Genomic DNA, 22,276 nt, shown 5'->3' with positions numbered 1-22,276 from the left:
CCATGAAAGCTCTGATCATCGCCGCCACGGCCGCCGCCACCCTGGTCGCCACCGCCGCCTCGGCCCAACAGGCCGCTGCGCCCGCCAACCCCGGTCCGGTCATCCCGGGCGTCTGCGTCTATTACAACGCCCGTCTGCTGGCCCAGTCGGCCGCCGGCCAGGCCGTCGAGGCGCGCATGCAGCAACTGGCGCAGGAAGTTCAGGGCGAACTCCAGCCCTACGCCACCGCGCTTCAGACCGAAGCCCAGCAGCTTCAGACCTCGGGCGCCAGCCTGCCGGCCGACCAACTGCAACAGCGCCGTCAGGCCCTGCAGCAGCGCGCCCAGGAAGCGCAACAGCTGGAAGGCACGCGCGAAAACGAACTGCGCTACACCCTGGCCATGCAACGCCAGGCCATCACCGAGGCCGTGTCGCCGATCCTGACCGCCCTGTACCAGGAGAAGGGCTGCGGCCTGCTGCTGGACCGCGAGAGCGTCTTCATGATGAACCCGGCCATGGATCTGACCGATACGGCGATCCAGCGCCTGAACACTGCCCTGCCGACCCTCTCGTTCAACCGTATGGCCGTCCCGGCCCAGCAGTCGCAACAGCCGGCCGCCGCCAACTAAGTTCGACATGCCCGACACCCGCTTCTTTCAAACCCTGTCTCCTCTGACCGTCGCCGAACTGGCGGCCCAGATCGGGGGCGAGGTCGAGAGGGGCGGGGACCGGACCATCGCCTCGGTCGCGCCCCTGTCCTCTGCGGACGGGGGCGCGATCGCGTTTCTGGGCGATCGCAAATTCGTCGTGGCGCTGGCGGGGACCCGAGCGGGTTGTGTGATCGTGCCGGCCGAGGCCGTGGCGTCGGCGCCCGCTGAAGCCGCCGTCATCGTCTCTCGCACGCCCCAGGCGTCCTGGGCCATGGCCTCGGCCTTGCTGCACCGTCCGGTGACGCTGGACCGGGCTATCCAGGCCTCCGAGGCGGCCGAGGACGACAGCGTCGTCATCGAGCCGGGCGTCGTGCTGGGCGAAGGCGTCCGCATCGGCCGGGGCACGCGCATCTGCGCCAACACCGTGATCGGTCCGGGCGTTCAGATCGGCCGCGACTGCGTCATCGGTTCGAACGTCACCGTCGGCTTCGCCCTGATCGGCGACCGGGTGAAACTGTACGCCGGGGCGCGGATCGGCGAGGCGGGCTTCGGCGCCACCGGCACGGCCGCCGGCGCCATGGATATTCCCCAGCTGGGCCGCGTCATCCTGCAGGACGGGGTGACGGTCGGCGCCAACTCGTGCATCGATCGCGGCGCCTATGACGACACGGTCATCGGCGAAAACACCAAGATCGATAATCTGGTCATGGTGGGCCACAACTGCGTCATCGGCCGCAACAATCTGATGGCCGCCAACACCGGGATTTCCGGCTCCGTGACCAGCGGCGACAACGTCATCTTCGGCGGCAAGGCGGGGATCGGCGACCACATCACCATCGGCGAAGGCGCGCGGGTCGCGGCCGGCGCCGGAGTGCTGGCGAACATTCCGGCGGGCGAGACCTGGTCCGGTTATCCGGCCCGTCCGATCCGACAGTTCTTGCGCGAAACCATCTGGCTCGCCAAACAGGCCTCTTCAAAGAAGGCCCCGAAGGAATCATAGGGATGAGCGAAGACGGCAAGATCGATTACGCCGAGGTGATGCGGCGGCTGCCGCACCGTTACCCCTTCCTGCTGGTGGACAAGGCCGAGGCCTTCGTGCCCCGGACCTCCATCGTCGGCGTCAAGAACGTCAGCCATAACGAGCCCTTCTTCCAGGGGCATTTCCCGATCGATCCGGTCATGCCCGGCGTGCTGATCGTCGAGGCCATGGCCCAGACGGGCGCCCTGCTGATGTCCAAGACCCTGGACGTGGCCGTGGCCGACAAGGTCATCATGTTCATGTCCATCGACGGCGTGCGCTTCCGCAAACCGGCGCGGCCGGGCGACCAGCTGCGCATGGAGGTCAAGGTGATCAAGGCGCGCGGCGACGCCTACAAGTTCCGCGGCGAGACCTTCATCGACGGAAAACTGGCCGCCGAGGCCGAATTCATGGCCATGGTCGTGACCGTGCCCACTCCAGCGACAGAGCCCGCCGCCTGATGACCATCCACCCCACCGCCCTGATCGACGCCACGGCGACCCTGATCGACGGGGTCGAGGTCGGGCCCTGGTGCACCGTCGGGCCGAACGTGGTCCTGGGCGAGGGCGTGCGTCTGGTCAGCCATGTGGTGGTTCAGCAGGATACGACCGTCGGGGCGGGAACGACGATCCATCCGTTCGCCGTCATCGGCGGCGACCCGCAGCACAACGGCTATAAGGGCGAGCCGGTGCGGCTGGAGATCGGCGAGAACAACCTGATCCGCGAGCACTGCACCTTCAACCGGGGCACGCCCCAGGGGACGGGCGTGACCGTCGTCGGCTCCAACAACCTGTTCATGACAGGCGCCCATATCGGTCACGACTGCGTGGTCGGCAGCAATCTGGTCATGGCCAATAACGCCACCCTGGGTGGTCATGCTCATATCGGCGACAAGGTCTTCCTGGGGGGGCTGTGCGCCGTCCACCAGAACGGCCGTGTGGGGCAGGGGGCGATCATCGGCGGTCTGGCCGCCGTGACCCGCGACGTCATCCCCTATGGCTCGGCCTGGGGCAATCATGCGCGGCTGCGCGGGCTGAACCTGATCGGGCTGAAGCGCAAAGGCTATGGCAAGGATCAGGTGCGCCGTCTGCTGGCGGCCTATCGCGACCTGTTCGAGGGGCAGGGCGAGTTCGCCGGCCGGATCGAGGGCGTGGCCCAGGCCTATGCCGACCTGCCCGAGATCATGGAGATCATCGCCTTCATCCGCGACGGCGGGCGGCGTCCGCTGTGTCTGCCGAACGCGGAATGAGCCCTTCCGGAAAGCTGGGCCTGATCGCCGGCGGCGGCGACCTGCCGGCGGCCGTGGCGGCGCGGTGCGACGCCGAGGGACGGCCGGTCTTCATCATCCGTCTGGCCGGGTTCGCCGACCCCCATCTGACCCGCTGGCCGGGCGCCGAGTTCGGCATGGCTCAGATCGGAGCCATACTGAAGGCGCTGAAGGCCGAGGCCTGCACGACCGTCTGTCTGGCCGGCATCGTCAACCGACCCGATTTCAAGAGCCTGAAGCCGGACTTCAAGGGCGCGACCCTGCTGCCGGGGATCGTCGCAGCGGCGACCCAGGGCGACGACGCCCTGTTGCGCAAGATCCTGTCGGTGTTCGAGGCCGAAGGGTTTGCGGTGGAAGGCGCCGATGACGTCCTGGGCGGCGAAACCCTGGCGTCGGGGGCCTTGGGCGCGGTTTCGCCGACGCCCGACCAGATCGCCGATCTGAAGAAGGCGCTGCATGTCGCCGAAAAGTCGGGCGAACTGGACATCGGTCAGGGCGCGGTCGTCTGCGACGGTCTGGTGCTGGCGGTCGAGGCCCAGGAGGGCACAGACGCCATGTTGCACCGGGTGGCGGGCCTGCCGGCCGATCTCCGCGGTTCGGCGTCAGCCCCCAAGGGGGCGCTGGGCAAGGCGCCCAAGCCGATCCAGGACCTGCGTGTGGACATGCCGGTGATCGGGCCGCGCACGGTCGAGCTGGCGGCGGCGGCGGGCCTGGCGGGCATCGCCGGCGTGACCGGGCGGCTGATCCTGATCGACCGTCCGGCTATAGTGGCGGCTGCGGACTGGCTGGGTCTGTTCGTCTGGGGTGAAGACCGATGAGCCGTCCGTTGAAGATCATGCTGGTGGCGGCCGAGGCCTCAGGCGATGCGCTAGGCGCCGGCCTGGCCCAGGCGCTCCGGAAGCGGCTTGGCGACACGGTGAGTTTCGTCGGCGTCGGCGGGCCCCGCATGGCGGCGGAGGGCGTCGTCAGTCCGTTCGATATCGCCGAGCTGTCGATCCTGGGCTGGATCGAGGGCCTGCGCGCCTATGGCATGGTCCGGCGCCGGGTTCGGGAGACGGCGGCCCTGGCCGCGCGCGAACAGCCGGACGCGGTGGTGCTGATCGACAGCTGGGGCTTCACCATCCGGGTGGCCGAGGCGATCCGCGCCGCCCGGCCGGACGTGCCGCTGATCAAATATGTCGGCCCCCAGGTCTGGGCGTCGCGCCCCAGTCGGGCCAAGACCCTGGCGGGCGCCGTGGATCACCTGCTGGCGCTGTACAGCTTCGATGCGCCCTGGTTCGAGCGTGCGGGCCTGCCCACGACGGTCGTCGGCTCTTCGGCCCTGCATGTGGATATGGACAGCGCGGACGGCGCCGCCTTCCGCGCACGGCGGGGAATCGCCGCCGATGCAAAACTGCTGCTGATCCTGCCGGGCAGTCGGCCCGCCGAGATCGCGCGCCTGACGCCCGTCTATGAGGCGACGATCCGCAGGTTGAAGGCCGCCGATCCTGGCCTGGCTGTGGCCGTGGTGGCTGCGGGCACCGTGGCCAAGGATGTCACCAGCCGCGTCGCCGCCTGGCCGTTTCGGGTCCATCTGGTCGATGAGGCCGAGAAATATGACGCCATGCGGGCCGCGACGGCCGCCCTGGCCACAAGCGGAACGGTCTCGACGGAACTGGCGCTGGCCGGAACGCCGATGGTCGTCGCCTATCGGATCGGCGCGCTCAGCTATGAGCTGATGAAGCGGGTGGTGACGGCGAAACACATCACCCTGTTCAATATCGCCGCCGACGAGCGCATCGCGCCCGAGTTCATCCAGAACGAAGCATCGCCGGATATCCTGGCACCTGCGGTCCAACGGCTTCTGGCCGACCATGAGGCGGCGGCCGATCAGGCGCGGCGTCAGACCGCGGCGCTGGATCTGATGGGCCGCGGCGGCCCGGATCCGTCGGCCCTGGCCGCTGACGCGGTCTTGCAAGTCATTGAAGCCAAGCGGGGCGGCTGATCTCGGGGCGGCCGCCCCCAAACAAAAACGCCGGGGATGTCTCCCCGGCGTCTTGCATTTCAGGCCTGTGGCTGTCGATCAGCCGCGCTGGTCGATCGCCACGTAATCGCGTTGGGTCGGGCCCGTGTAGAGCTGGCGCGGACGGCCGATCTTCTGCGACGGATCCGCCATCATTTCCTGCCACTGGGCGATCCAGCCCACGGTGCGGGCCAGGGCGAACAGGACGGTGAACATGGTGGTGGGGAAGCCCATGGCCGACAGGGTGATGCCCGAATAGAAGTCGACGTTCGGGAACAGCTTGCGCGAGGTGAAGTATTCGTCCGACAGGGCGACCTTCTCCAGCTCCTTGGCGACCAGGAACAGCGGATCATTCTCGCGACCCGTGGCGGCCAGGACTTCATAGGCCGACTGTTGCATGACCTTGGCGCGCGGGTCGTAGTTCTTGTACACGCGGTGGCCGAAGCCCATCAGCTTGTACTTGCGGTCCTTCACGCCCTGGATGAACTCGGGAATCTTGTCGGGCGTGCCGATTTCCTTGAGCATGTTGAGCGCCTCTTCATTGGCGCCGCCGTGCGACGGGCCCCACAGGCAGGCGATGCCGGCGGCGATACAGGCGAACGGGTTCGCGCCCGACGAACCGGCCAGGCGGACGGTCGAGGTCGAGGCGTTCTGCTCGTGGTCGGCGTGCAGGGTGAAGATGCGGTCCATGGCGCGAACCAGGGCCGGATCGACGTTATAGTCCTCGGCCGGCACGGCGAAGCACATGCGCAGGAAGTTCTCGGCGTAGGACAGGTCGTTGCGCGGCGAGATGAACGGCTGGCCGACGTGGTACTTGTAGGCGCGGGCCGCGATGGTCGGCATCTTGGCGATCAGGCGGATGGCCGAGATGTCGCGCTGGACCGGATCATGGATGTCCAGGCTGTCATGATAGAAGGCCGACAGGGCCCCCACGGTGCCGACCATGATCGCCATGGGATGGGCGTCGCGGCGGAAGCCCTCGAAGAAGCGGTCGAACTGGGCGTGCAGCATCGTGTGCATGGTGATGCTGTTTTCGAACTTTTCGTACTGCGCCGCGGTCGGCAGTTCGCCGTGCAGCAGCAGGTGGCAGACCTCCACGAAGTTCGACTTCGACGCCAACTGGTCGATCGGGTAGCCGCGGTGCAGAAGCACGCCGGCGTCGCCGTCGATATAGGTCAGGGCTGACTCGCACGCGGCGGTGGAGGTGAAGCCCGGGTCGAAGGTGAAGGCGCCCGTACCCGCGTACATCTTGCGGATATCGATGACATCCGGGCCGGTGGAGCCCGAAAGGACCGGAAGCTCGATGGTCTTGCCCTCGAAGGACAGGGTCGCCGAGCCGGCGGTTTTGGCTTGTTCAGTCATGAATGCCCCTTTGCATCACACGTCCAGGCGCGGGGAGGCGTCGGCCGCTTTTTTGGTTGTGGGTGATCACTTAGTCTGTTGCAGCGCATCATCCAAGCGCCCGAGACTTTCGTCGCGCCCAAGAGCGGACAAAGTTCGTGCGATATCGGGTGAAGTTGACCCTGCGGTAAGGGCCGTTCGCACCGGCGGACCGATCTTGCCGAAGCCGACCTCTTCGGATTCGGCGAAGCTCTTGAGCTCGGCTTCCAGGGCGAAGACATCCCAGGACTGGAACAGCGTCAGCCGGTCCCGCAGACGGCCGAGGCGGTCCAGGGTTTCGCCCGAGAGCAGGACGCGCGCCTTGTCATCCAGCGCGAGGGGGCGGCTCTTCAGCACGAATTCAGTCTGGTCGGCCAGGTCCAGCACGGTCTTGGCGCGGTCTTTGATGAAGGGCATGGCGCGTTGGAGCCTGGCCTCGTCGTCTTCGGCGATGACGCGACCGCGTTGCAGGTGGACATCCAGGGTCAGCTTGGCGAGGCGTTCGTCCGCCGCGAGACGCAGCCAGTGGGAATTGACGTGGGCCAGCTTGTCGAAATCGAGCCGGGCCGGGGCCTTGCCGATGCCGGCCAGGTCGAACCATTCCACCGCCTGGGCGTCGCTGAACAGTTCGTCGTCGCCATGGGCCCAGCCCAGCCGGGCCAGATAGTTGCGCATGGCCTCGGGCAGATAGCCCATTTCGGCGTATTCATGAACCGCCTGGGCGCCGTGGCGCTTCGACAGTTTGGCGCCGTCGGGGCCGTGAATCAGCGGGATGTGGGCGAAGGTCGGCCGGGTCCAGCCCAGGGCGTCGTAGATCAGGCTCTGGCGCGCGGCGTTGTTCAGGTGGTCGTCGCCGCGGATGACATGGGTCACGCCCATGTCGTGGTCGTCCACGACGACCGCTAGATTATAGGTGGGCGCGCCGTCGGAGCGCAGAAGGACCAGGTCGTCGAGGTCGTTCGTCGACCAACTGACCGCGCCCTGGACCTCGTCCGCCACGGTGACGGTCGTGGACTGGGGGCGGCGAAAACGCACGACGTGAGGCAGGGCCAGGTCGTCGACGGTCGGCGCGCGGTCGCGCCACGGCGATTCGAAGGCGCGCCGTTCGGCCTTGGCGGCGTCCCGCAGTCGGCCGGTTTCCTCGGCCGTGGTGAAATCGCGATAGGCGTGGCCGGTCTCAAGCAACTGGTCCACCACCTCGCGGTGGCGGTCGGCGCGGCTGTACTGGAAAACCGGTTCCTCGTCGGCGAACAGCTCCAACCAGCTCAGCCCGTCGAAGATGGCCTTGACGGCCTCGTCGGTGGACCGCTCGCGGTCCGTGTCCTCGACCCGGATCAGGAAACGCCCTGCGTGTCGTTTGGCGTACAGCCAGTTGAACAAGGCGGTTCTCGCCCCGCCGATATGCAGATAGCCTGTCGGCGAGGGGGCGAAGCGCGTGACGACAGTCGAGGAAGGTGAGGTCATGGGGGAAGGGTCCGTAAGCGAGGCCCTTATACGCCCCGAGACGACAAAGCCTACCCCCGGCGCGCGATTGCGGGCCTGGTTGGAGGACGAGGCTGCGGCGCAGAGGCTGAGATGGCGGCTGTGGGCGCCGGTGGCCTTTGGCGGAGGCGGGGCGATCTATTTCGCCCTGCGGTCGGAGCCGGCCTTGTGGCCGCTGCTGCTCGGGGCGATCGTCTCCGGCGCGGGCTGGCTGGCGGCGCGACGGCGGGGATGGGCGCGGCGCCTGACCTGGCCGCTGATGATGCTGGCCTGTCTGGCCGGCGGGCTGGCGGCGGCCAAGATTCGCACGGAGATGGTGGCGGCGCCCATCGCTCCAGCCCTGGGTGAAGCGACGGTGATCGAGGCCTGGGTGGTGGATGTGGACAGCCCCGGCGAAAGAGGGGCGAGGATCGTGGTCGCGCCGGTCTGGATTCGGGGGCTGGCGCCGGACCGGACGCCGGTGCGGCTCAGGGCCACGGTGCGGGGCGACCCGCCGCGGCCCGGCGAAGCGGTCCGTCTGTTCGCCATTCTCAATCCGCCGCCCGCGCCGGCCAGCCCCGGCGCCTATGACTTCGGCCGCAACGCCTTTTTCCAGGGCATGGGCGGGATCGCCTTCGCCCTGGGGGAGACGCGACGGCTCGACCTGCCGTCGGCGCCGTGGCGGCTGCGCCTGGAAATGGCGGTGAACAGCGCCCGCTACGCCCTGGCCGAAAGGATCGTGGCGCGGCTGGGCGAACGGACGGGCGGGATCGCGGCGGCCATGACCACCAGCCATGAGACCTGGATCAGCCAGGAGGACATGGACGTGATGCGGGATTCGGGCCTGGCGCACATTCTGTCGGTGTCGGGCCTGCACATGGCCATCGTCGGCGGCTTCGTCTTTTTCGCGGCCCGACTGGGCGTGGCGGCCTGGCCGTGGCTGGCGTTGCGGGTTCCCGGCAAGAAGGTCGCGGCCCTCGCCGGACTGACGGCGGTCGGCGCCTATCTGGTCGTGTCGGGCGCGCCGCCGCCGGCCGAGCGGGCCGCGATCACGGCCTCCATCGCCTTTCTGGCCATACTGCTGGATCGGCAGGCGGTGACGATGCATGGCCTGGCTGTGGCGGCCTTTGTGGTGTTGGCCATCCAGCCCGAGGCCATCGTCACGCCGGGCTTTCAGATGTCCTTTGCGGCCACGGCGGCCCTGGTGGCCCTGGTCGAGGTCTGGCCGCAGCGGATGCGAGAGATTTCGGCGCCCTGGCCGATCGTGGCGGCGCAGAGGTTCGGCGGCTGGTTGACGGCGGCGGTGGCGGCCAGCGTCGTGGCGGGACTGGCGACCGGGCCGTTCGCCATGCAGCATTTCAACCGCACGGCCATGTACGGGCTTCTGGCCAATCTGGGCACGGCGCCGGTCGCGGATTTCGTCCTGATGCCGGCTCTGGCTCTGGGAGCGGCGTTGGAGCCCCTGGGCCTTGGCGGGCCTTTCCTGGCCGTGGCGGGGTGGGGCGTCGATCTGATGCTGGCGATCGGGGGCTGGACCGCCCGTCTGCCGGGGGCGGTGCGGACAGTGGCCAGCGCGCCGGACTATGTTCTGCCCATCGCCTTTCTGGGGGTGTTGTTCGTCTGTCTGTGGCAGGGGCGGCTGAGGTGGCTGGGCCTGCCGCTGGCGGCGGCGGTGCTGGTCTGGCCGCGTGCGCCGACGCCGGATCTCTGGATCGGGGACGGCGGGACCAACGCCGCCTTTCATCACCAAGCCCAGGCGGTCGTGATCCGGCCCGGCGTGCGCGCCTTCGCCGTTGATCTGTGGTCGCGGCGGCGGGGCCTGACGACGGCGGATCGGCCGGAGGCGGGCTGGACGTGCGAGCGATCTTCCTGTCGGCCGGAGACGCCGGAAGCCGGGCCGGTCGCCCTGTGGTGGGGGCGGGACGCGCCCGACACGGATCAGATGGCCGACCTGTGTCGGGCGGCGTCCGTCGTCAGCGTGCGGGCTGCGGTCGTCGCCCTGCCGGCCTCATGCGACGGCCGTCTCGTGCTCGACGGCGTCGATTTCACGCGCGGCGGGGCGGTGGAGCTGTGGCGCGACGGAGCGGACCGCTGGAAGGCGGTGTGGACGGCCGACGTGCGCGGGGATCGCCCCTGGGCGCGTCAGCCGGATCCGGACCTCAGTGATAGCGGCGCATGAGGCCGACCAGCTTGCCCTGGACCTCGACCTGGTCGGGACCGAAGATGCGGGTCTCGTAGTTGCGGTTGGCGGGCTCCAGGGCGATGGAGCCGCCCTTGCGACGCAGGCGTTTCAGCGTGGCCTCTTCGCCCTCGACCAGGGCCACGACGATCTCGCCGTTGTTGGCCGTGTCGCCGCGACGGATGACCACCAGATCGCCGTTCAGGATGCCGGCCTCGATCATCGAATCGCCCTCGATCTCGAGGAGGTAATGATCGCCCTTGCCCAGCATGGATTCGGGCACCGACAGCCGCTCCTGCTCGTGCTGGATCGCTGCGATGGGGGTGCCGGCGGCGATCTTGCCCAGCAGGGGCAGTTCGCGGGTGTCGTTGGCGGCTGAGGCCGCAGCGGGGCGTGGCGCGCCGCCGCCGCCTTCGATGACGTCGGGCTTGAACCCGGCCCGGCCGCGCGGGGCGCCGGCGGTGGCCTGTTCAGGCAGTTTGGTCACTTCCAGGGCGCGGGCGCGGTGGGCGAGGCGGCGGATGAAGCCGCGTTCCTCCAGCGCCGTGATCAGCCGGTGAATGCCCGACTTGGACGCCAGATCCAGCGCCTCCTTCATCTCGTCGAACGAGGGGGAGACGCCGGTCTCCTGAATCCGTTCGTGGATGAACATCAGCAATTCGTGCTGCTTGCGCGTGAGCATCGCCAGGCCCTCATGAGCCCTTTCCTCGAATCGGAACGGGCCGTGAACATTGGCGATGTTCTGTAAGTGTTCCTTCCTAATGTCAACTTAACGGCGTCGCTTCACCACGCGCGTCGGGCTGAATCAGGCGGCCAGCAGCTTGCGGGTCGCGGCCTCGACGTCGGCCTGCCGCATCAGGCTTTCGCCGACCAGAATGGCCTGGGCGTGGGCGGCGGAGACGCGATCGACGTCCTCGGGCGTGAAGATGCCGCTCTCGGCGACCAGCAGGGCGCGGACGGGGCTGAGCATGGACAGGCGCTCGGTCACCTCCAGATCGACCTCGAACGTCCGCAGCGAGCGGTTGTTGACCCCGACCAAGTCTCCGCCGAGGGCGCAGGCGCGGGCCATTTCGGCCTCGTCGTGGGTTTCGATCAGGGCGTCCATGCCGAATCGTTCGGCCTCGGCCAGCAATTCGGCGGCCAGCCGATCGTCGATCATGGCCAGGATGATCAGGATACAGTCGGCGCCCAGAGCGCGGCTTTCGGCCACCTGCCAGGGATCGACCAGGAAGTCCTTGCGCAGGCAGGGCAGGGCCGTGGCGGTGCGGGCCTGGCCCAGATAGGCGTCGTCGCCCTGGAAGCTGGGGCCGTCGGTCAGGACCGACAGGCAGGATGCGCCGCCAGCCTCGTAGGCGATGGCCAGGGCGGTCGGGTCGAAATCGGGACGGATCAGGCCTTTGGAGGGGCTGGCCTTCTTGATCTCGGCGATCAGGGCGGGGCGGCCGGTTTCTTCGACGGTCCGGTCGAGGGCGGCGCGGAAGCCGCGCGGGGCCGAGGCGGCCCGGGCCAGGGCCTCGATGGCGTCCTGGGTGGTCGCGGCCTTGCGGGCGGCGACATCCTCGCGCTTGTAGGCGGCGATGCGGTCCAGGACGTCGGTCATGTGTTGTCTTCGGTATCCAGCGGCGTGGAGGTGATGCGGGCCAGACGCTCCAGCGCCTGGGCGGCCCGGCCGTCGTCAATGGCGGCGGCGGCGAGGGCGGCCCCTTCCGCGAGGTCGGTCGCCCGATCCGACACCACGAGGGCGGCGGCGGCGTTCAGCAGGACGATGTCGCGATAGGGGCCGGTCTGACCCGCCAGCAGGGCGCGCAGGGCCGCGGCGTTCTCTTCGCCGTCGCCGCCGCGGATGGCGTCGATGGAGGCGCGCGGCAGGCCGGCGTCCTCGGGCGTGACCTGGAAGCGGCGGACGGCGCCGTCCTTCCATTCCGCCACTTCCGTCGGGCCGGAGGTGGCCAGCTCGTCCAGGCCCTGGCCATGGACCGTCCAGGCGCGGGTCGCGCCCAGCCGGCCCAGGACCTCGACCAGGGGCTCGAGCAGGCGGGGGTCATAGACGCCCATGACCTGGCGTTTCGCCTGGGCCGGGTTGGACAGGGGGCCGAGCAGGTTGAAGACGGTGCGGAAACCGATCTCGGCGCGCACCGGCCCGACGTGGCGCATGGCGCCGTGATAGGCGGGGGCGAACAGGAAGCAGATTCCGGCCTCGTCCAGCGCCTTGCGCTGCTGATCCGGGCTGGCCGCCAGATTGACGCCCAGGATCGACAGGACGTCGGAGGAGCCGGATTTCGAGGAGATGGCCCGGTTGCCGTGCTTGGCGACCTTCAGGCCCGCGCCGGCCAGGACCAGGGCGGCGGCGGTGGAGATGTTGTAGGTGTGCTGGCCGTCGCCGCCGGTGCCGCAGGTGTCGATCACCTCGTACGGATGGTCCAGCGTCAGGGCGGCGTCGCGCATGGCCTGGGCGAAAGCCGCAATCTCATCGACCGTCTCGCCCCGAATCCGCAGGGCGGTGACGGCGGCGGCGACCTGGGACGGGGTCGGCTCGCCGCGCAGGCAGGCGGCGAAGAAGTCGTGCGCCTGCTCGGACGTCAGGGGGTGGCCCTCGACCAGGCGGGCGAGGATCGGCTTGAACCCGTCAGCCATGATCAGGCCGCCACGATCAGGCGGCCGCGAGGCGCTTCACGCCGGCGATCTCGAGGAAGTTGGCCAGCATGTCGTGGCCGTGTTCGGTGGCGATGGATTCCGGGTGGAACTGGACGCCATGGATCGGGCGGCTGCGGTGCTGGAGCCCCATGATCTCGCCGTCGGCGGTCCAGGCGGTCACTTCGAGGCAGTCGGGCAGGGTTTCGCGCTTCACGGCCAGGGAATGATAGCGGGTGGCGGTGAAGGGCGAGGGCAGGCCGGCGAAGACGCTCTTGCCGTCATGCAGGATCGGCGAGGTCTTCCCGTGCATCAGGGTCTTGGCGCGGATCACGTCGCCGCCGAAGGCCTGGCCGATGGCCTGGTGGCCCAGGCAGACGCCGAGGATGGGCATGGAGGCCGGGGCGCTCTCGATCAGCGGCAGGCAGATGCCGGCCTGATCCGGGGCACAGGGGCCGGGGGACAGCAGGACGGCGGCGGGGTTCAGCGCCCAGGCCTCGTCCGCCGTCAGGTCGTCGTTGCGCACCACATGGGTCGGCGCGCCCAACTCCGCGAGGTAGTGGACGAGGTTGTAGGTAAAGCTGTCGTAGTTATCGACGACGAGGATCATGATCTGGCTTCTAGGCGTGACAAGCCGCCGCGCCAAGCGTGCGCGGCGTTAAAGCGCATCTTAACATTGGCGGGGGCAGATGGGGGTGTGAAACTCAGCGCCGAAAAAGACATCGCCGAAAAGATCGCCGCCGCCAAGGCGAAGCTGGTCGTGGTCGAACCCAAGCCGATCAGCCCCTATGCGGCCCTCGGCGCCGCCGCCCTGGCCGCGACGGCGGCCGTGGTCATGGCCGGGGTGGTGGTGTTGGGGCCGGGCGTCCGCTTTGACCAACCCCCGGCGACCTACGGGCCTTAGAGCCTGATCGGCTGAGGAGGAATCGCTTCGCGATTCCGCTGATGCCGTGAATCAGGCTCCAGATTGAAGCTAGAGCATGATTCACGCTTCTGCCGGAACCGCTACGCGGTTCCGTCCGAAACGATCATGCTCTAGCGATTGCCGGTGCGGAAGCGCCAGGCGTCGTCGGCGGCCCGCATGGGGGCGCGGGCCTTGTGCCGGGTCTCGGCGTATTCGGCCGCAGGATCGCTGTCGGCGACCACGCCGGCGCCGGCCTGGACGAAGATCTGATCATCGGCGAACAGGGCGGTGCGCAGGGTGATGCAGATGTCCGCCTCGCCGCCCGCCGAAATATAACCGACACCGCCGCCGTAGCCGACGCCGCGTTTTTCGCTTTCCAGCTCGTCGATCACTTCCATGGCCCGCACCTTGGGCGCGCCCGACAGGGTGCCGGCGGGAAGCGCCGCGAGCAGGGTGTCGACGGCGTCCAGTTTCGGATCGGCCTTGCCGCGCACATTGGAGACGATGTGCATGACCTGGCTGTAGCGTTCGACGACGAAGCTCTCGGTCACTTCGACCGTGCCCGGCGCCGCGACGCGGCCGACGTCGTTGCGGCCCAGGTCCAGCAGCATTAGATGTTCGGCCCGTTCCTTGGGATCAGCGAGCAGTTCGACCTCCAGCGCCTTGTCGGCCTCGGGCGTCGCGCCGCGCATGCGGGTGCCGGCCAGCGGGCGGATGGTGACCTGGCCGTCCTTCAGCCGAACCAGGATCTCCGGGCTGGAGCCGGCCAGCTGGAAGCCTTCGAAGTTCAGATAGAAGAGATAGGGCGACGGGTTCTGGCGACGCAGCGAGCGGTAGAAGGCGAAGGGATCTTCGGTCCAGGGGGCCGAGAAGCGGTGGCTGAGCACGACCTGGAAGATGTCGCCCGCGGCGATATAGTCCTTGGCCTTGGCCACCATCTCGCCGAACCCGGCCTCGTCCACGGGCGAGGCGAAGGTCGGGGCGGGCGTCGGCTGCGGCGCGGCGCGCACCGGCAGGGGGGCGCGCAGGCCCGTCTCGAAGGCGTCCAGCCGGGCGACGGCGGCGTCGAACGCTTCACGCGGCGCGGCGCCGGCGTCGGGATAGGCGGCCGAGACCAGGATGATCTCCTGCCCGACGGAATCGAAGATGGCGACCAGGGACGGACGGGTGAGCACGGCGTCCGGCAGATCCAGCGGATCCGGATTGGGCTCGCCCAGCGGCTCGAGCAGGCGCACCATGTCATAGCCGAAGACGCCGAACAGACCGGCGGCCATGGGCGGCAGGTCCTGCGGCAGGTCGAACTTCGACGCGGCGATCAGGGCGCGCAGGGACTGAAGCGTGGGCAGGGGCTCGGCGATGAACCGCCCCTCGACCACCGCCGGGCCGCGCGCCAGTTCCGCCGCGTTCGCCCGGCAACGCCAGACCACGTCCGGGTCCAGCGTCAGGATCGAATAGCGGCCCTTCACGGCGCCGCCTTCGACGGATTCCAGCAGACAGGCGTAGGGGCGATGGCGACCCAGTTTCAGATAGGCCGAAACCGGCGTCTCCAGATCGTCGATGACGCGCCGGACCAGCACCTGCGGCCGACCGGCCGAAAGGCCGGCGGCGAAGGCGTCGTAGTCGGCCCCGTTGAAACCCGAGGCGTCTTGGCCGGCCGTGGTCATTGCGCCGGTGCGGCGGGAGCGGTCGGCTCGGCGGACAGGCCCAGGGCCTGACGCGCCAGAGTGACGTCGTTCTTGGCCTTGGAGCGCTGGGCGCCGGCGGTCATCTCGGTCTGGACCATGGCCTGGACCAGTTCCTGGGTGATGCGCGGACGGGCCTGTTCGGCCAGAGGACCGGCGACGGCCGGATTGGCGGCGTGGACGCCATCGACGCGGCCGACCAGATAACCGCCTTCGCCCGGTTGGGAGAAGACCTGGCCCTTGGCCTGACCGAACAGGCCCTGGAGCACGCCCTGGCCCAGCGATTCCTGGGTGGCCTGGTCGCGGACCACGCCGGTGCGGACGGTCAGGGGCGCGTTGACCGAGCGGGCCACGGCGGCGATGTCCTGGCCCTGGCGGACGCGGCTCGCCAGCTCTTCAGCCTTGGCGGCGAGACGGCGCGAGATTTCGCGCTGGGTCCACTGGGCGGCCAGGGGCGCGCGGACTTCGGCCAGGGTCGGCAGGGCCGAGGGCCGGATGTCGTTCACACGGACGGCGAAATACTGGCCCTGGCCGGCGTCGATCACGTCGCTTTCACCGCCCTTGGTCAGGCTCCAGGCAGTCTCAAAGACTTGCGGGGGGGCGTTCAGGGCCTGGCCGTTGGGCAGTTTGCCGTCCTTGGTGAAGGGGGGCAGGTCGATGACACGGCCGCCGGCCTCGCGGGCGGCGTCGGCCAGGTTCTTGCCGGCGGTGCGGGCGGCTTCGTACTTCTCGACCTTGGCGTAGGTCTGGCCCTTGACGTCCTCGGCGCGCAGTTCCGCGACGATCTGGTCGCGCGAGTTTTCCAGGGTGGCGGGCTGACCGGGCTGGATGGCGGTGACCTTGGCGACGGCGAAGCCGACGCCGGCCTGAACCGGGTCAGAGACCTGGTTGACCTGCAGGCCGAACACGGCGGCGGCGGTGGCCGCGTCGCCGACGGCGGCGCGGGGCGTGGCGTTGAAGTTCGCCGGCTGGATGCTGTTGGCGCGGCCGACATCGGCGGGCGACTGGCCGGCGCGCAAGGCGGCGGCGATCTTCTGGGCGACGTCGCGGCTGGGCGCGGTCAGGGTCACGAAGGTGCGGGTCTCGGGCTTGCCCAGGCTGTCCTTCTTGAACTCGAAACGTTCGCGGATACGCTCATCCGACACGACGGGGGCGGCGCCCGGGTCCGGCGTGAACAGGACGACGGACACCATGCGGAACTCCGGCGCGCGCAGACGTGCGGCGTTTTCCTGAATGAAGGCGTTCAGTTGGGCGTCGGTCGGGGCGGGGATTTCGCCGGCCATGGCGGGCGTGACCTCGAACCAGCGACCGTCGCGGGTCTCGAAGGCGGCGCCGGCCAGCAGGGCGCCGTAGATGCGCGGCGCACGGGCGCCGGCGAAGATGGCGGCGCCGAAATGCTCCGTCGCATACTGGTCGCGCAGGTCCTGCTCCAGCATGGCGGGGGTCAGGTTCTGTTGCGCCAGGGCGCTCTCATAGGCCTGCTGATCGAACTGGCCCGTGACCGAGTTGAAGAAGGCGGGGATCTGGCGGATCTGCTTGACGATCAGCTCCTTGCCGGGGCGGATGCCCGCTTTCCAGGCCCAGTTCAGGAAGCCGAGCTGTTCGGTCTGGCTGTCCAGGAAGCGGGTATGGATGTTTTCCGCGATCAGGTCCTCGTTGGTCACGGGACGACCGGCCTGCTGCTGGATGTTTTCGCGCACACGCCCGAAGGCGGCGCTGAACTCGGCCTCGTTCATCGAACGGTCGCCTGCGTCGATCACATGTTTCGGGCCCAGGTTGGCGAAGACGTCCATCCGCGCGCCCACGATCACGAAACTGATGGCGATCAGGACGAGCAGGGCGGCGGCCCACTTGGAGCGCGAGAAGGCGCGGAAGGCGGTGATCATTCGAAGACCCGTAGACTTGCCGACGTTGGCGTCACTGCGGCGTATAGTCGGGGCAGGCGCGCCCCCGCAAGGACAGCGTGATGGCCAGATTGCGGCGCCCCCTCTTGGCTTGCCGGTTTGAGGCCCCTAGACAGGGGGCATGAAACAATCCGTGAAGTTGATCGTCGGCAACTGGAAAATGCACGGCGTCTCCGCAGACGTATCCGAGGCCCTGGCTTTGAAGGAAGGCCTGGCGGGGGCGCCGCCCGCATGCCGCATCGCCCTGTGCCCGCCCGCCACCCTGACGGATCGCCTGCGCCGCGTCCTGGCGGACAGCGCGGTCGAAGTGGGGGGGCAGGATTGCCACGAAAAGGCGTCGGGCGCCTTCACGGGGTCGGTGTCGGCGGACATGCTGGCGGACGCCGGCGCCACCCTGGTGATTCTGGGCCATTCCGAGCGACGGGCGGCCTTCGGGGAAACAGACGCAGACGTCGCCGCCAAGGTCGAGGCGGCCATGGCGGCCGGTCTGGAGCCGATCGTCTGCGTCGGCGAGACCCTGGAGCAACATGAAGCGGGCCAGGCGGTCGCCGTCGTCAGCGCCCAGATCGCAGGCTCCCTGCCGGACGGTTTGTCCGAGCGTGACTTTGCAGTCGCCTATGAGCCGGTGTGGGCCATCGGCACGGGCCTGACGCCCACTCTGGAACAGATCGCGGAGGTTCACGCCGCCATACGGACCGCCATGATCCAGCGCCTGGGCGAGCCCGCCCGCCGCGCGCCCATCCTGTACGGCGGCTCGGTCAAACCTGACAATGCGGCCGAGATTCTGGCTGTGCCCGAAGTGGGCGGCGCCCTGGTCGGGGGCGCCTCGCTGAAGGCCGATGATTTCCTGAAGATCGTCCACGCCGCCTGACGGGCCGCTTCCGGTTTGCCCCCCGGCGGCTTCGGTGATAGAGGCCGCCGCTTGATCGGCGCAGCTCCGCGCCCACATGAATGACGCCATGCTCCAGACCATCCTGCTCGTCGCCATCATCCTGGTCGCCGTCTCCCTGACGGGCGTCGTGCTGCTGCAGCGGTCCGAGGGCGGCGCCCTGGGCATGGGCGGCGGTCCTTCGGGCTTCATGACGGCGCGGGGCGCCGGCAATCTGCTCACCAAGATCACCTGGGTGCTGGCGGCCCTGCTGTTCGGCCTGACCATCATCCTGACGGTCGTCGGCAATATGGACCGCGCCTCGGTCTCGGTGATCGACGCCGACGCCGTGGGCTCTCTGGCCACGACGCCGCAGACCCAGACGCAACAACCGGCCCAGCAACAGCAGCCGGCCGCGCCCGCCCAGCCGACCGCGCCGTCGCTGGACGATCTGGAAGCCAGCCTGCCGTCCGCCTCGGCGGCCCGGTCGCCGGCGTCCGCTCCGGCCCAGCAGCCCGCCCAGTAACGGGCAGGCGACCGACCCGACTTCCGAAAGCGCGCCGCAGGGCGCGCTTTCTTCTTTTGATCAACAGTTCGATTCGCGGCGGCCCATGCGTCGTTCGCGAATCATGGAGTAAGGTGTCCGCCCATGGCTCGCTATGTGTTCATCACCGGCGGCGTGGTTTCCTCGCTAGGAAAAGGCCTCGCCTCCGCCGCTCTCGGCGCTCTTTTGCAAGCGCGCGGCTACAAGGTCCGGCTTCGCAAGCTCGATCCCTATCTGAACGTCGATCCGGGCACGATGAGCCCGTACCAGCACGGCGAGGTCTTCGTGACCGACGACGGCGCCGAGACCGACCTGGACCTGGGTCACTACGAGCGGTTCACCGGGGTGTCGGCGGCCAAGTCCGACAATATCACCACCGGCCGGATCTATTCGACCATCCTGGAGAAGGAGCGCCGCGGCGACTATCTGGGCGCGACCGTCCAGGTGATTCCGCACGTCACCGACCAGATCAAGTCCTTCTGCCTGACCCCGGCCCTGACCGACGACGGCGAGGATGTGGACTTCGTCCTGGTCGAGATCGGCGGGACGGTCGGCGACATCGAGGGGCTGCCCTTCTTCGAGGCCATCCGCCAACTGGGCCAGGATCTGCCGCGCGGCCGGTCCTGCTTCGTCCATCTGACCCTGCTGCCTTTCATCAAGACGGCCGGCGAGATGAAGACCAAGCCGACCCAGCACTCGGTCAAGGAACTGCGCTCCATCGGCATCCAGCCGGACATCCTGCTGTGCCGCTGTGAATTCCCGATCCCGCCCGAGGAAAAGCGCAAGATCGGCCTGTTCTGCAATGTGCGCGAAAGCGGCGTGATCCAGGCGATGGACTCGGCCGACATCTACGCCGTCCCGCTGGACTACCATCGCGAAGGCCTGGACCGCGAAGTCCTGGCCCATTTCGGCATAGAGGATGCGCCGGAACCCGACCTGACGCGCTGGCAGGAGATCGCGCGCCGCCGTCTGCACCCGGACGGCGAGGTCACCATCGCGGTGGTCGGCAAGTACACGGTTCTGAAGGACGCCTATAAGTCCCTGATCGAGGCCCTGCACCACGGCGGGGTCGCCAACAACGTCAAGGTCAATATCGACTGGGTCGAGGCCGACACCTTCGAGGGCGACCCGGAGGCCTGCGAGGAGCGGCTGCAGGGCGCCCACGCCGTTCTGGTGCCGGGCGGCTTCGGCGAGCGGGGCTCGGAAGGCAAGATCGAGGCGGCGCGGTTCGCCCGCGAGCGCAACATTCCCTATTTCGGCATCTGTTTCGGCATGCAGATGGCTGTGATCGAGGCGGCGCGGAACCTGGCCGGCTATCCCAAGGCCTCGTCCACGGAGTTCGGTCCGACCGCCGAGCCGGTCGTGGGCCTGATGACCGAATGGACGCAAGGCAATCAGCGCGTCCTGCGCCAGCAGGGCGGCGACCTGGGCGGCACCATGCGGCTGGGCGCCTATGATTCGACCCTGGCCGAAGGCTCCAAGATCGCCGAGATCTACGGTTCCACCGCCATCAGCGAACGACACCGCCACCGCTACGAGGTCAATATCAACTATCGCGAGGCGATCGAGCAGAAGGCCGGCCTGGTCTTCGCCGGACTGTCGCCGGACGGGGTTCTGCCCGAGACGGTGGAGCGGCCGGACCATCCCTGGTTCATCGGCGTCCAGTATCACCCCGAACTGAAGAGCCGACCGTTCGCGCCGCACCCGCTGTTCGCCAGCTTCATCGAGGCGGCCGTGGTGCAGAGCCGGCTGGTCTGATCAAGGCCTGGGATCAAACCGTGTTCACGGACCTGCGATTACTATGGGTCCGCCTTTTGCAGTAAACTGTCCTGAACGGATCGAATTGGCACGACCTGACGGGACACGAACGATCGATGATCGGCGAGTTGCTCTATCACCTGCACCGGCATTTTCGCCTGCTGCTGATCGCAGGGGGGCTCGTGATCGCCGTGTCTGCAGTCGCGCTCGGCTACGAGGCCGTGCGGCACATGGGGACGCCGTCGTCGGCCCGCCCGGCCGAAACCGGACGGGCCTGAGCCGTCAGTCGATCTTCAGGCGCATGAAGATCATTCCGCCGTCCGGATCGCCGCCGTAGATCGGCTCCAGCGCGTCCGGCACGCGGTTCACTGCATAGAGGGCGCCAAGGCCCAAGCGGACGCGGGGCGCGATCCGCCAGTCACGGACGGCGCCCAGCGACGCTTTTCCGACCGTGTAGAGGGGGCCGTGGCCGCCGTGGTCGCCGGGGACCAGTTCGTCGGTCTCGATCCGTTCGGCGCGGGCGAAGACGGTCCAGCGGTCGTTCGGATGGACGGCGGATTCCAGCAGCCAGCCGTCTTTCGACTCGTCGTGACTGTTGGTCTTGCGCCCCCAGGCCAGGGTCGAGGACCACCAGCCGGTCTCGCCCAGGCGGCGGGTATGGATCGCGCTGGCCGACCATTTGGTCTCGTCCTCGTCGGGCTCCAGCTGTTCCGGGGCCGAGACGTCGGCGTAGGAGGCCTGGAAGGACCAGTCGACCGTCGGATTCCACGAGCCGCGCACCGACCAGCTGTCCAGTTTGGGCGAGTCTATGCCCCAGCGTTCCTCGTCCGGTTCGCGCCCCTTGAAGGCCGAGGTCTCGATCTTGAAGCGGTCGTGGGCCCAGCCCAGGGTGGTGACGCCGAAGACGATATGGGTCGAGTCCAGCCAGTGGTGGGTGATGGGCGCCTCGGGACTGTCCATGGCGCTCATACGGTGCATGAAGGCGGGCGGGCCGAAGGCGGGCTCGCCGGGCAGGCCGATGTAGCCGTAGAGGCTGTCCTTTTCCGACAGGCGCTTCGAATAGCTGGCCGACAGCTCCATGAAGAAGTCGTGCGGGTGCTGGCGGTCGACCAGGGGATCGACGCCGTTCGCCGTTTCGCCGGCCGCCAGCAGCAGGGGGTAGCCGGACTTGCCCATCAGGGGGTCGGGGCTGAGCATGGCGCGCAGGTTCAGGGTCGAACCGTCGTCGAAGTCGCGGCGAGCCGTGCTCATCAGCATGCCCGAGACGAAGGTCTTGTCGCCGCCGCGGGACCCGGACTGGGTATCGTAGGTCAGGTTCAGCAGGGCGTGAGTCATGACCGTCCAGTCGCCCCGCACGGTGTGGATGCCGGCGTGTTCGCCGGAGTCGGGCTGCCAGCTGGTGCCCGAGGCGTCCCGGCTCATGGGCCAAGGGCCGTAGGGGCTGGTCATGGCGTGTGCCGTGGCGTGAGACGCGGCCGGCATGTCGGCCATGTCGTGGCCGGCGTGAGGATCGGCGGCCGGCGCCGCCTGGTGGTGGGCATGGTCCTGCGCCGTCGCGGCATGGGCGAGGGCGAGCAGGGAGACGCCGGCGAGGGCGCCGGCGAGCGTATGGGGAGCCATGAAGGCCTCCTTGATTGATCGTGACTGAAGGCGCCGCGAACGGCGCAGGGCTCAGGCGATCAGGAGGCGGGGCGGGCCGGGTTCGGGCGAGAGCAGGCGGCCGGCGGGGAAGTCGATCTGGGGGGCGGTGAGGCGGGCCGGGGCGACGGTCGGGCCGGGACGGGAAACGGGCTCCAGCGCCGGCGCCGTGACGCAAGCGGCGCAGCAGGCCATGGCCTTCATCGCCTTGTTCTGGTGAGCGGGCGTCTGGTCCGGCGCGGCGTGACGGGCGTCGGGGCGGGCCTCGGCGCTCGTTTCGTGGCAGGGCGCCTCGGCCATGGCCGGTCCTGCCGAGACGCCGAGGGCGCCCAGGGTCAGCACCGCCAGGGCGCCGATCAGCAGCAGAAGGGACGAGACGATCTTCACCGCGTCAGGATAGGGGCGGGCGCG

At 68.9% G+C, this 22,276-nt stretch carries 22 protein-coding genes; 12 read left to right on the top strand and 10 right to left on the bottom strand.

Annotated elements, in window-relative coordinates; genetic code table 11:
• Positions 1-2 precede the first annotated feature (2 nt).
• From ACP7CK_RS11000 to lpxB, 6 genes are read left to right on the top strand one after another with little or no spacing between them, the layout of a single operon-like run.
• On the top strand, positions 3-608 hold the full coding sequence (locus ACP7CK_RS11000) for an OmpH family outer membrane protein (RefSeq protein WP_035307349.1): 606 nt from the start codon (positions 3-5) through the stop codon (positions 606-608).
• A gap of 7 nt (positions 609-615) precedes the next feature.
• On the top strand, positions 616-1,629 hold the full coding sequence (lpxD, locus tag ACP7CK_RS10995; RefSeq protein ID WP_426026021.1) for a UDP-3-O-(3-hydroxymyristoyl)glucosamine N-acyltransferase: 1,014 nt from the start codon (positions 616-618) through the stop codon (positions 1,627-1,629).
• A gap of 2 nt (positions 1,630-1,631) precedes the next feature.
• Complete coding sequence (gene fabZ, locus ACP7CK_RS10990) at positions 1,632-2,108, top strand: 3-hydroxyacyl-ACP dehydratase FabZ (RefSeq protein ID WP_426026020.1); 477 nt, start codon at positions 1,632-1,634, stop codon at positions 2,106-2,108.
• The gene (gene lpxA / locus ACP7CK_RS10985) at positions 2,108-2,896 is read left to right on the top strand and encodes an acyl-ACP--UDP-N-acetylglucosamine O-acyltransferase (protein ID WP_426026019.1); all 789 of its coding nucleotides are present in this window, start codon (positions 2,108-2,110) and stop codon (positions 2,894-2,896) included. Before fabZ ends, lpxA begins: the two co-directional genes overlap by 1 nt.
• Positions 2,893-3,732, top strand: a complete 840-nt coding sequence (gene lpxI / locus ACP7CK_RS10980; RefSeq protein ID WP_426026018.1) for a UDP-2,3-diacylglucosamine diphosphatase — start codon at positions 2,893-2,895, stop codon at positions 3,730-3,732. Before lpxA ends, lpxI begins: the two co-directional genes overlap by 4 nt.
• Entirely contained in the window at positions 3,729-4,898 is a 1,170-nt protein-coding gene (gene lpxB / locus ACP7CK_RS10975; protein WP_426026017.1) for a lipid-A-disaccharide synthase, read from the top strand. The genes lpxI and lpxB overlap by 4 nt, the downstream gene beginning before the upstream one ends.
• Positions 4,899-4,976: 78 nt before the next feature.
• On the opposite strand, the gene gltA is transcribed toward lpxB, so the two are convergent.
• Together gltA and gltX are read right to left on the bottom strand one after the other, a co-directional pair.
• Complete coding sequence (gltA, locus tag ACP7CK_RS10970; RefSeq protein WP_008261264.1) at positions 4,977-6,278, bottom strand: citrate synthase; 1,302 nt, start codon at positions 6,276-6,278, stop codon at positions 4,977-4,979.
• 66 nt (positions 6,279-6,344) lie between these two features.
• Positions 6,345-7,760 (bottom strand): glutamate--tRNA ligase, encoded by a 1,416-nt coding sequence (gene gltX / locus ACP7CK_RS10965; RefSeq protein WP_426026016.1) that lies wholly within the window; start codon positions 7,758-7,760, stop codon positions 6,345-6,347.
• A 67-nt stretch (positions 7,761-7,827) separates the two neighbouring features.
• Here gltX and ACP7CK_RS10960 point away from each other — a divergent pair, with 67 nt between their 5' ends.
• Entirely contained in the window at positions 7,828-9,936 is a 2,109-nt protein-coding gene (locus ACP7CK_RS10960; RefSeq protein ID WP_426026015.1) for a ComEC/Rec2 family competence protein, read from the top strand.
• Here ACP7CK_RS10960 and lexA read toward each other — a convergent pair.
• From lexA to ACP7CK_RS10940, 4 genes are all read right to left on the bottom strand, one after another.
• On the bottom strand, positions 9,917-10,618 hold the full coding sequence (gene lexA, locus ACP7CK_RS10955) for a transcriptional repressor LexA (RefSeq protein WP_292148980.1): 702 nt from the start codon (positions 10,616-10,618) through the stop codon (positions 9,917-9,919). The two genes, ACP7CK_RS10960 and lexA, sit on opposite strands and share 20 nt — an antisense overlap.
• A 123-nt stretch (positions 10,619-10,741) precedes the next feature.
• A complete protein-coding gene (gene trpC / locus ACP7CK_RS10950; protein WP_426026014.1) occupies positions 10,742-11,536 on the bottom strand; it encodes an indole-3-glycerol phosphate synthase TrpC in 795 nt (264 codons plus the stop codon).
• Positions 11,533-12,570, bottom strand: a complete 1,038-nt coding sequence (gene trpD / locus ACP7CK_RS10945; protein WP_426026013.1) for an anthranilate phosphoribosyltransferase — start codon at positions 12,568-12,570, stop codon at positions 11,533-11,535. Before trpD ends, trpC begins: the two co-directional genes overlap by 4 nt.
• A gap of 16 nt (positions 12,571-12,586) precedes the next feature.
• Positions 12,587-13,177 (bottom strand): anthranilate synthase component II, encoded by a 591-nt coding sequence (locus tag ACP7CK_RS10940; RefSeq protein WP_008259403.1) that lies wholly within the window; start codon positions 13,175-13,177, stop codon positions 12,587-12,589.
• Positions 13,178-13,264: 87 nt separating this feature from the next.
• Between ACP7CK_RS10940 and ACP7CK_RS10935 the strand changes: the two genes are divergently transcribed.
• Entirely contained in the window at positions 13,265-13,471 is a 207-nt protein-coding gene (locus ACP7CK_RS10935; protein WP_426026012.1) for a peptidoglycan-binding protein, read from the top strand.
• A gap of 131 nt (positions 13,472-13,602) precedes the next feature.
• Here ACP7CK_RS10935 and trpE read toward each other — a convergent pair whose 3' ends face one another.
• Together trpE and ACP7CK_RS10925 are read right to left on the bottom strand one after the other, a co-directional pair.
• Positions 13,603-15,135, bottom strand: coding sequence for an anthranilate synthase component I (gene trpE, locus ACP7CK_RS10930; RefSeq protein ID WP_426026011.1), 1,533 nt, complete (start codon positions 15,133-15,135; stop codon positions 13,603-13,605).
• Positions 15,132-17,039 carry a peptidyl-prolyl cis-trans isomerase gene (locus ACP7CK_RS10925; protein ID WP_426026010.1) on the bottom strand — a complete coding sequence of 636 codons (1,908 nt, stop codon included), beginning with the start codon at positions 17,037-17,039 and terminating at the stop codon, positions 15,132-15,134. The genes trpE and ACP7CK_RS10925 overlap by 4 nt, the downstream gene beginning before the upstream one ends.
• A gap of 139 nt (positions 17,040-17,178) precedes the next feature.
• On the opposite strand from ACP7CK_RS10925, the gene tpiA reads away from it, so the two are divergent.
• The 4 genes from tpiA (at position 17,179) to ACP7CK_RS10905 (ending at position 20,505) form a co-directional block, all read left to right on the top strand.
• Positions 17,179-17,928, top strand: a complete 750-nt coding sequence (tpiA, locus tag ACP7CK_RS10920; protein WP_426026009.1) for a triose-phosphate isomerase — start codon at positions 17,179-17,181, stop codon at positions 17,926-17,928.
• 76 nt (positions 17,929-18,004) lie between these two features.
• The gene (gene secG, locus ACP7CK_RS10915) at positions 18,005-18,451 is read left to right on the top strand and encodes a preprotein translocase subunit SecG (protein WP_008262390.1); all 447 of its coding nucleotides are present in this window, start codon (positions 18,005-18,007) and stop codon (positions 18,449-18,451) included.
• Positions 18,452-18,574: 123 nt separating this feature from the next.
• Complete coding sequence (locus ACP7CK_RS10910) at positions 18,575-20,227, top strand: CTP synthase (RefSeq protein ID WP_292148965.1); 1,653 nt, start codon at positions 18,575-18,577, stop codon at positions 20,225-20,227.
• Positions 20,228-20,343: 116 nt separating this feature from the next.
• Complete coding sequence (locus ACP7CK_RS10905; protein WP_008258848.1) at positions 20,344-20,505, top strand: hypothetical protein; 162 nt, start codon at positions 20,344-20,346, stop codon at positions 20,503-20,505.
• Between the two features lie 4 nt (positions 20,506-20,509).
• Here ACP7CK_RS10905 and ACP7CK_RS10900 read toward each other — a convergent pair whose 3' ends face one another.
• A complete protein-coding gene (locus ACP7CK_RS10900) occupies positions 20,510-21,847 on the bottom strand; it encodes a hypothetical protein (RefSeq protein WP_426026008.1) in 1,338 nt (445 codons plus the stop codon).
• Positions 21,848-21,898: 51 nt separating this feature from the next.
• Entirely contained in the window at positions 21,899-22,252 is a 354-nt protein-coding gene (locus tag ACP7CK_RS10895; RefSeq protein WP_426026007.1) for a hypothetical protein, read from the bottom strand.
• Between the last annotated feature and the right edge of the window lie 24 nt (positions 22,253-22,276).

The organism is Brevundimonas sp. TSRC1-1 (assembly GCF_049898245.1).
Taxonomy (GTDB): domain Bacteria; phylum Pseudomonadota; class Alphaproteobacteria; order Caulobacterales; family Caulobacteraceae; genus Brevundimonas; species Brevundimonas mediterranea_A.
Note: the sequence above shows the minus strand (reverse complement) of the source record. Positions and strands in the feature narration are given on the sequence as shown.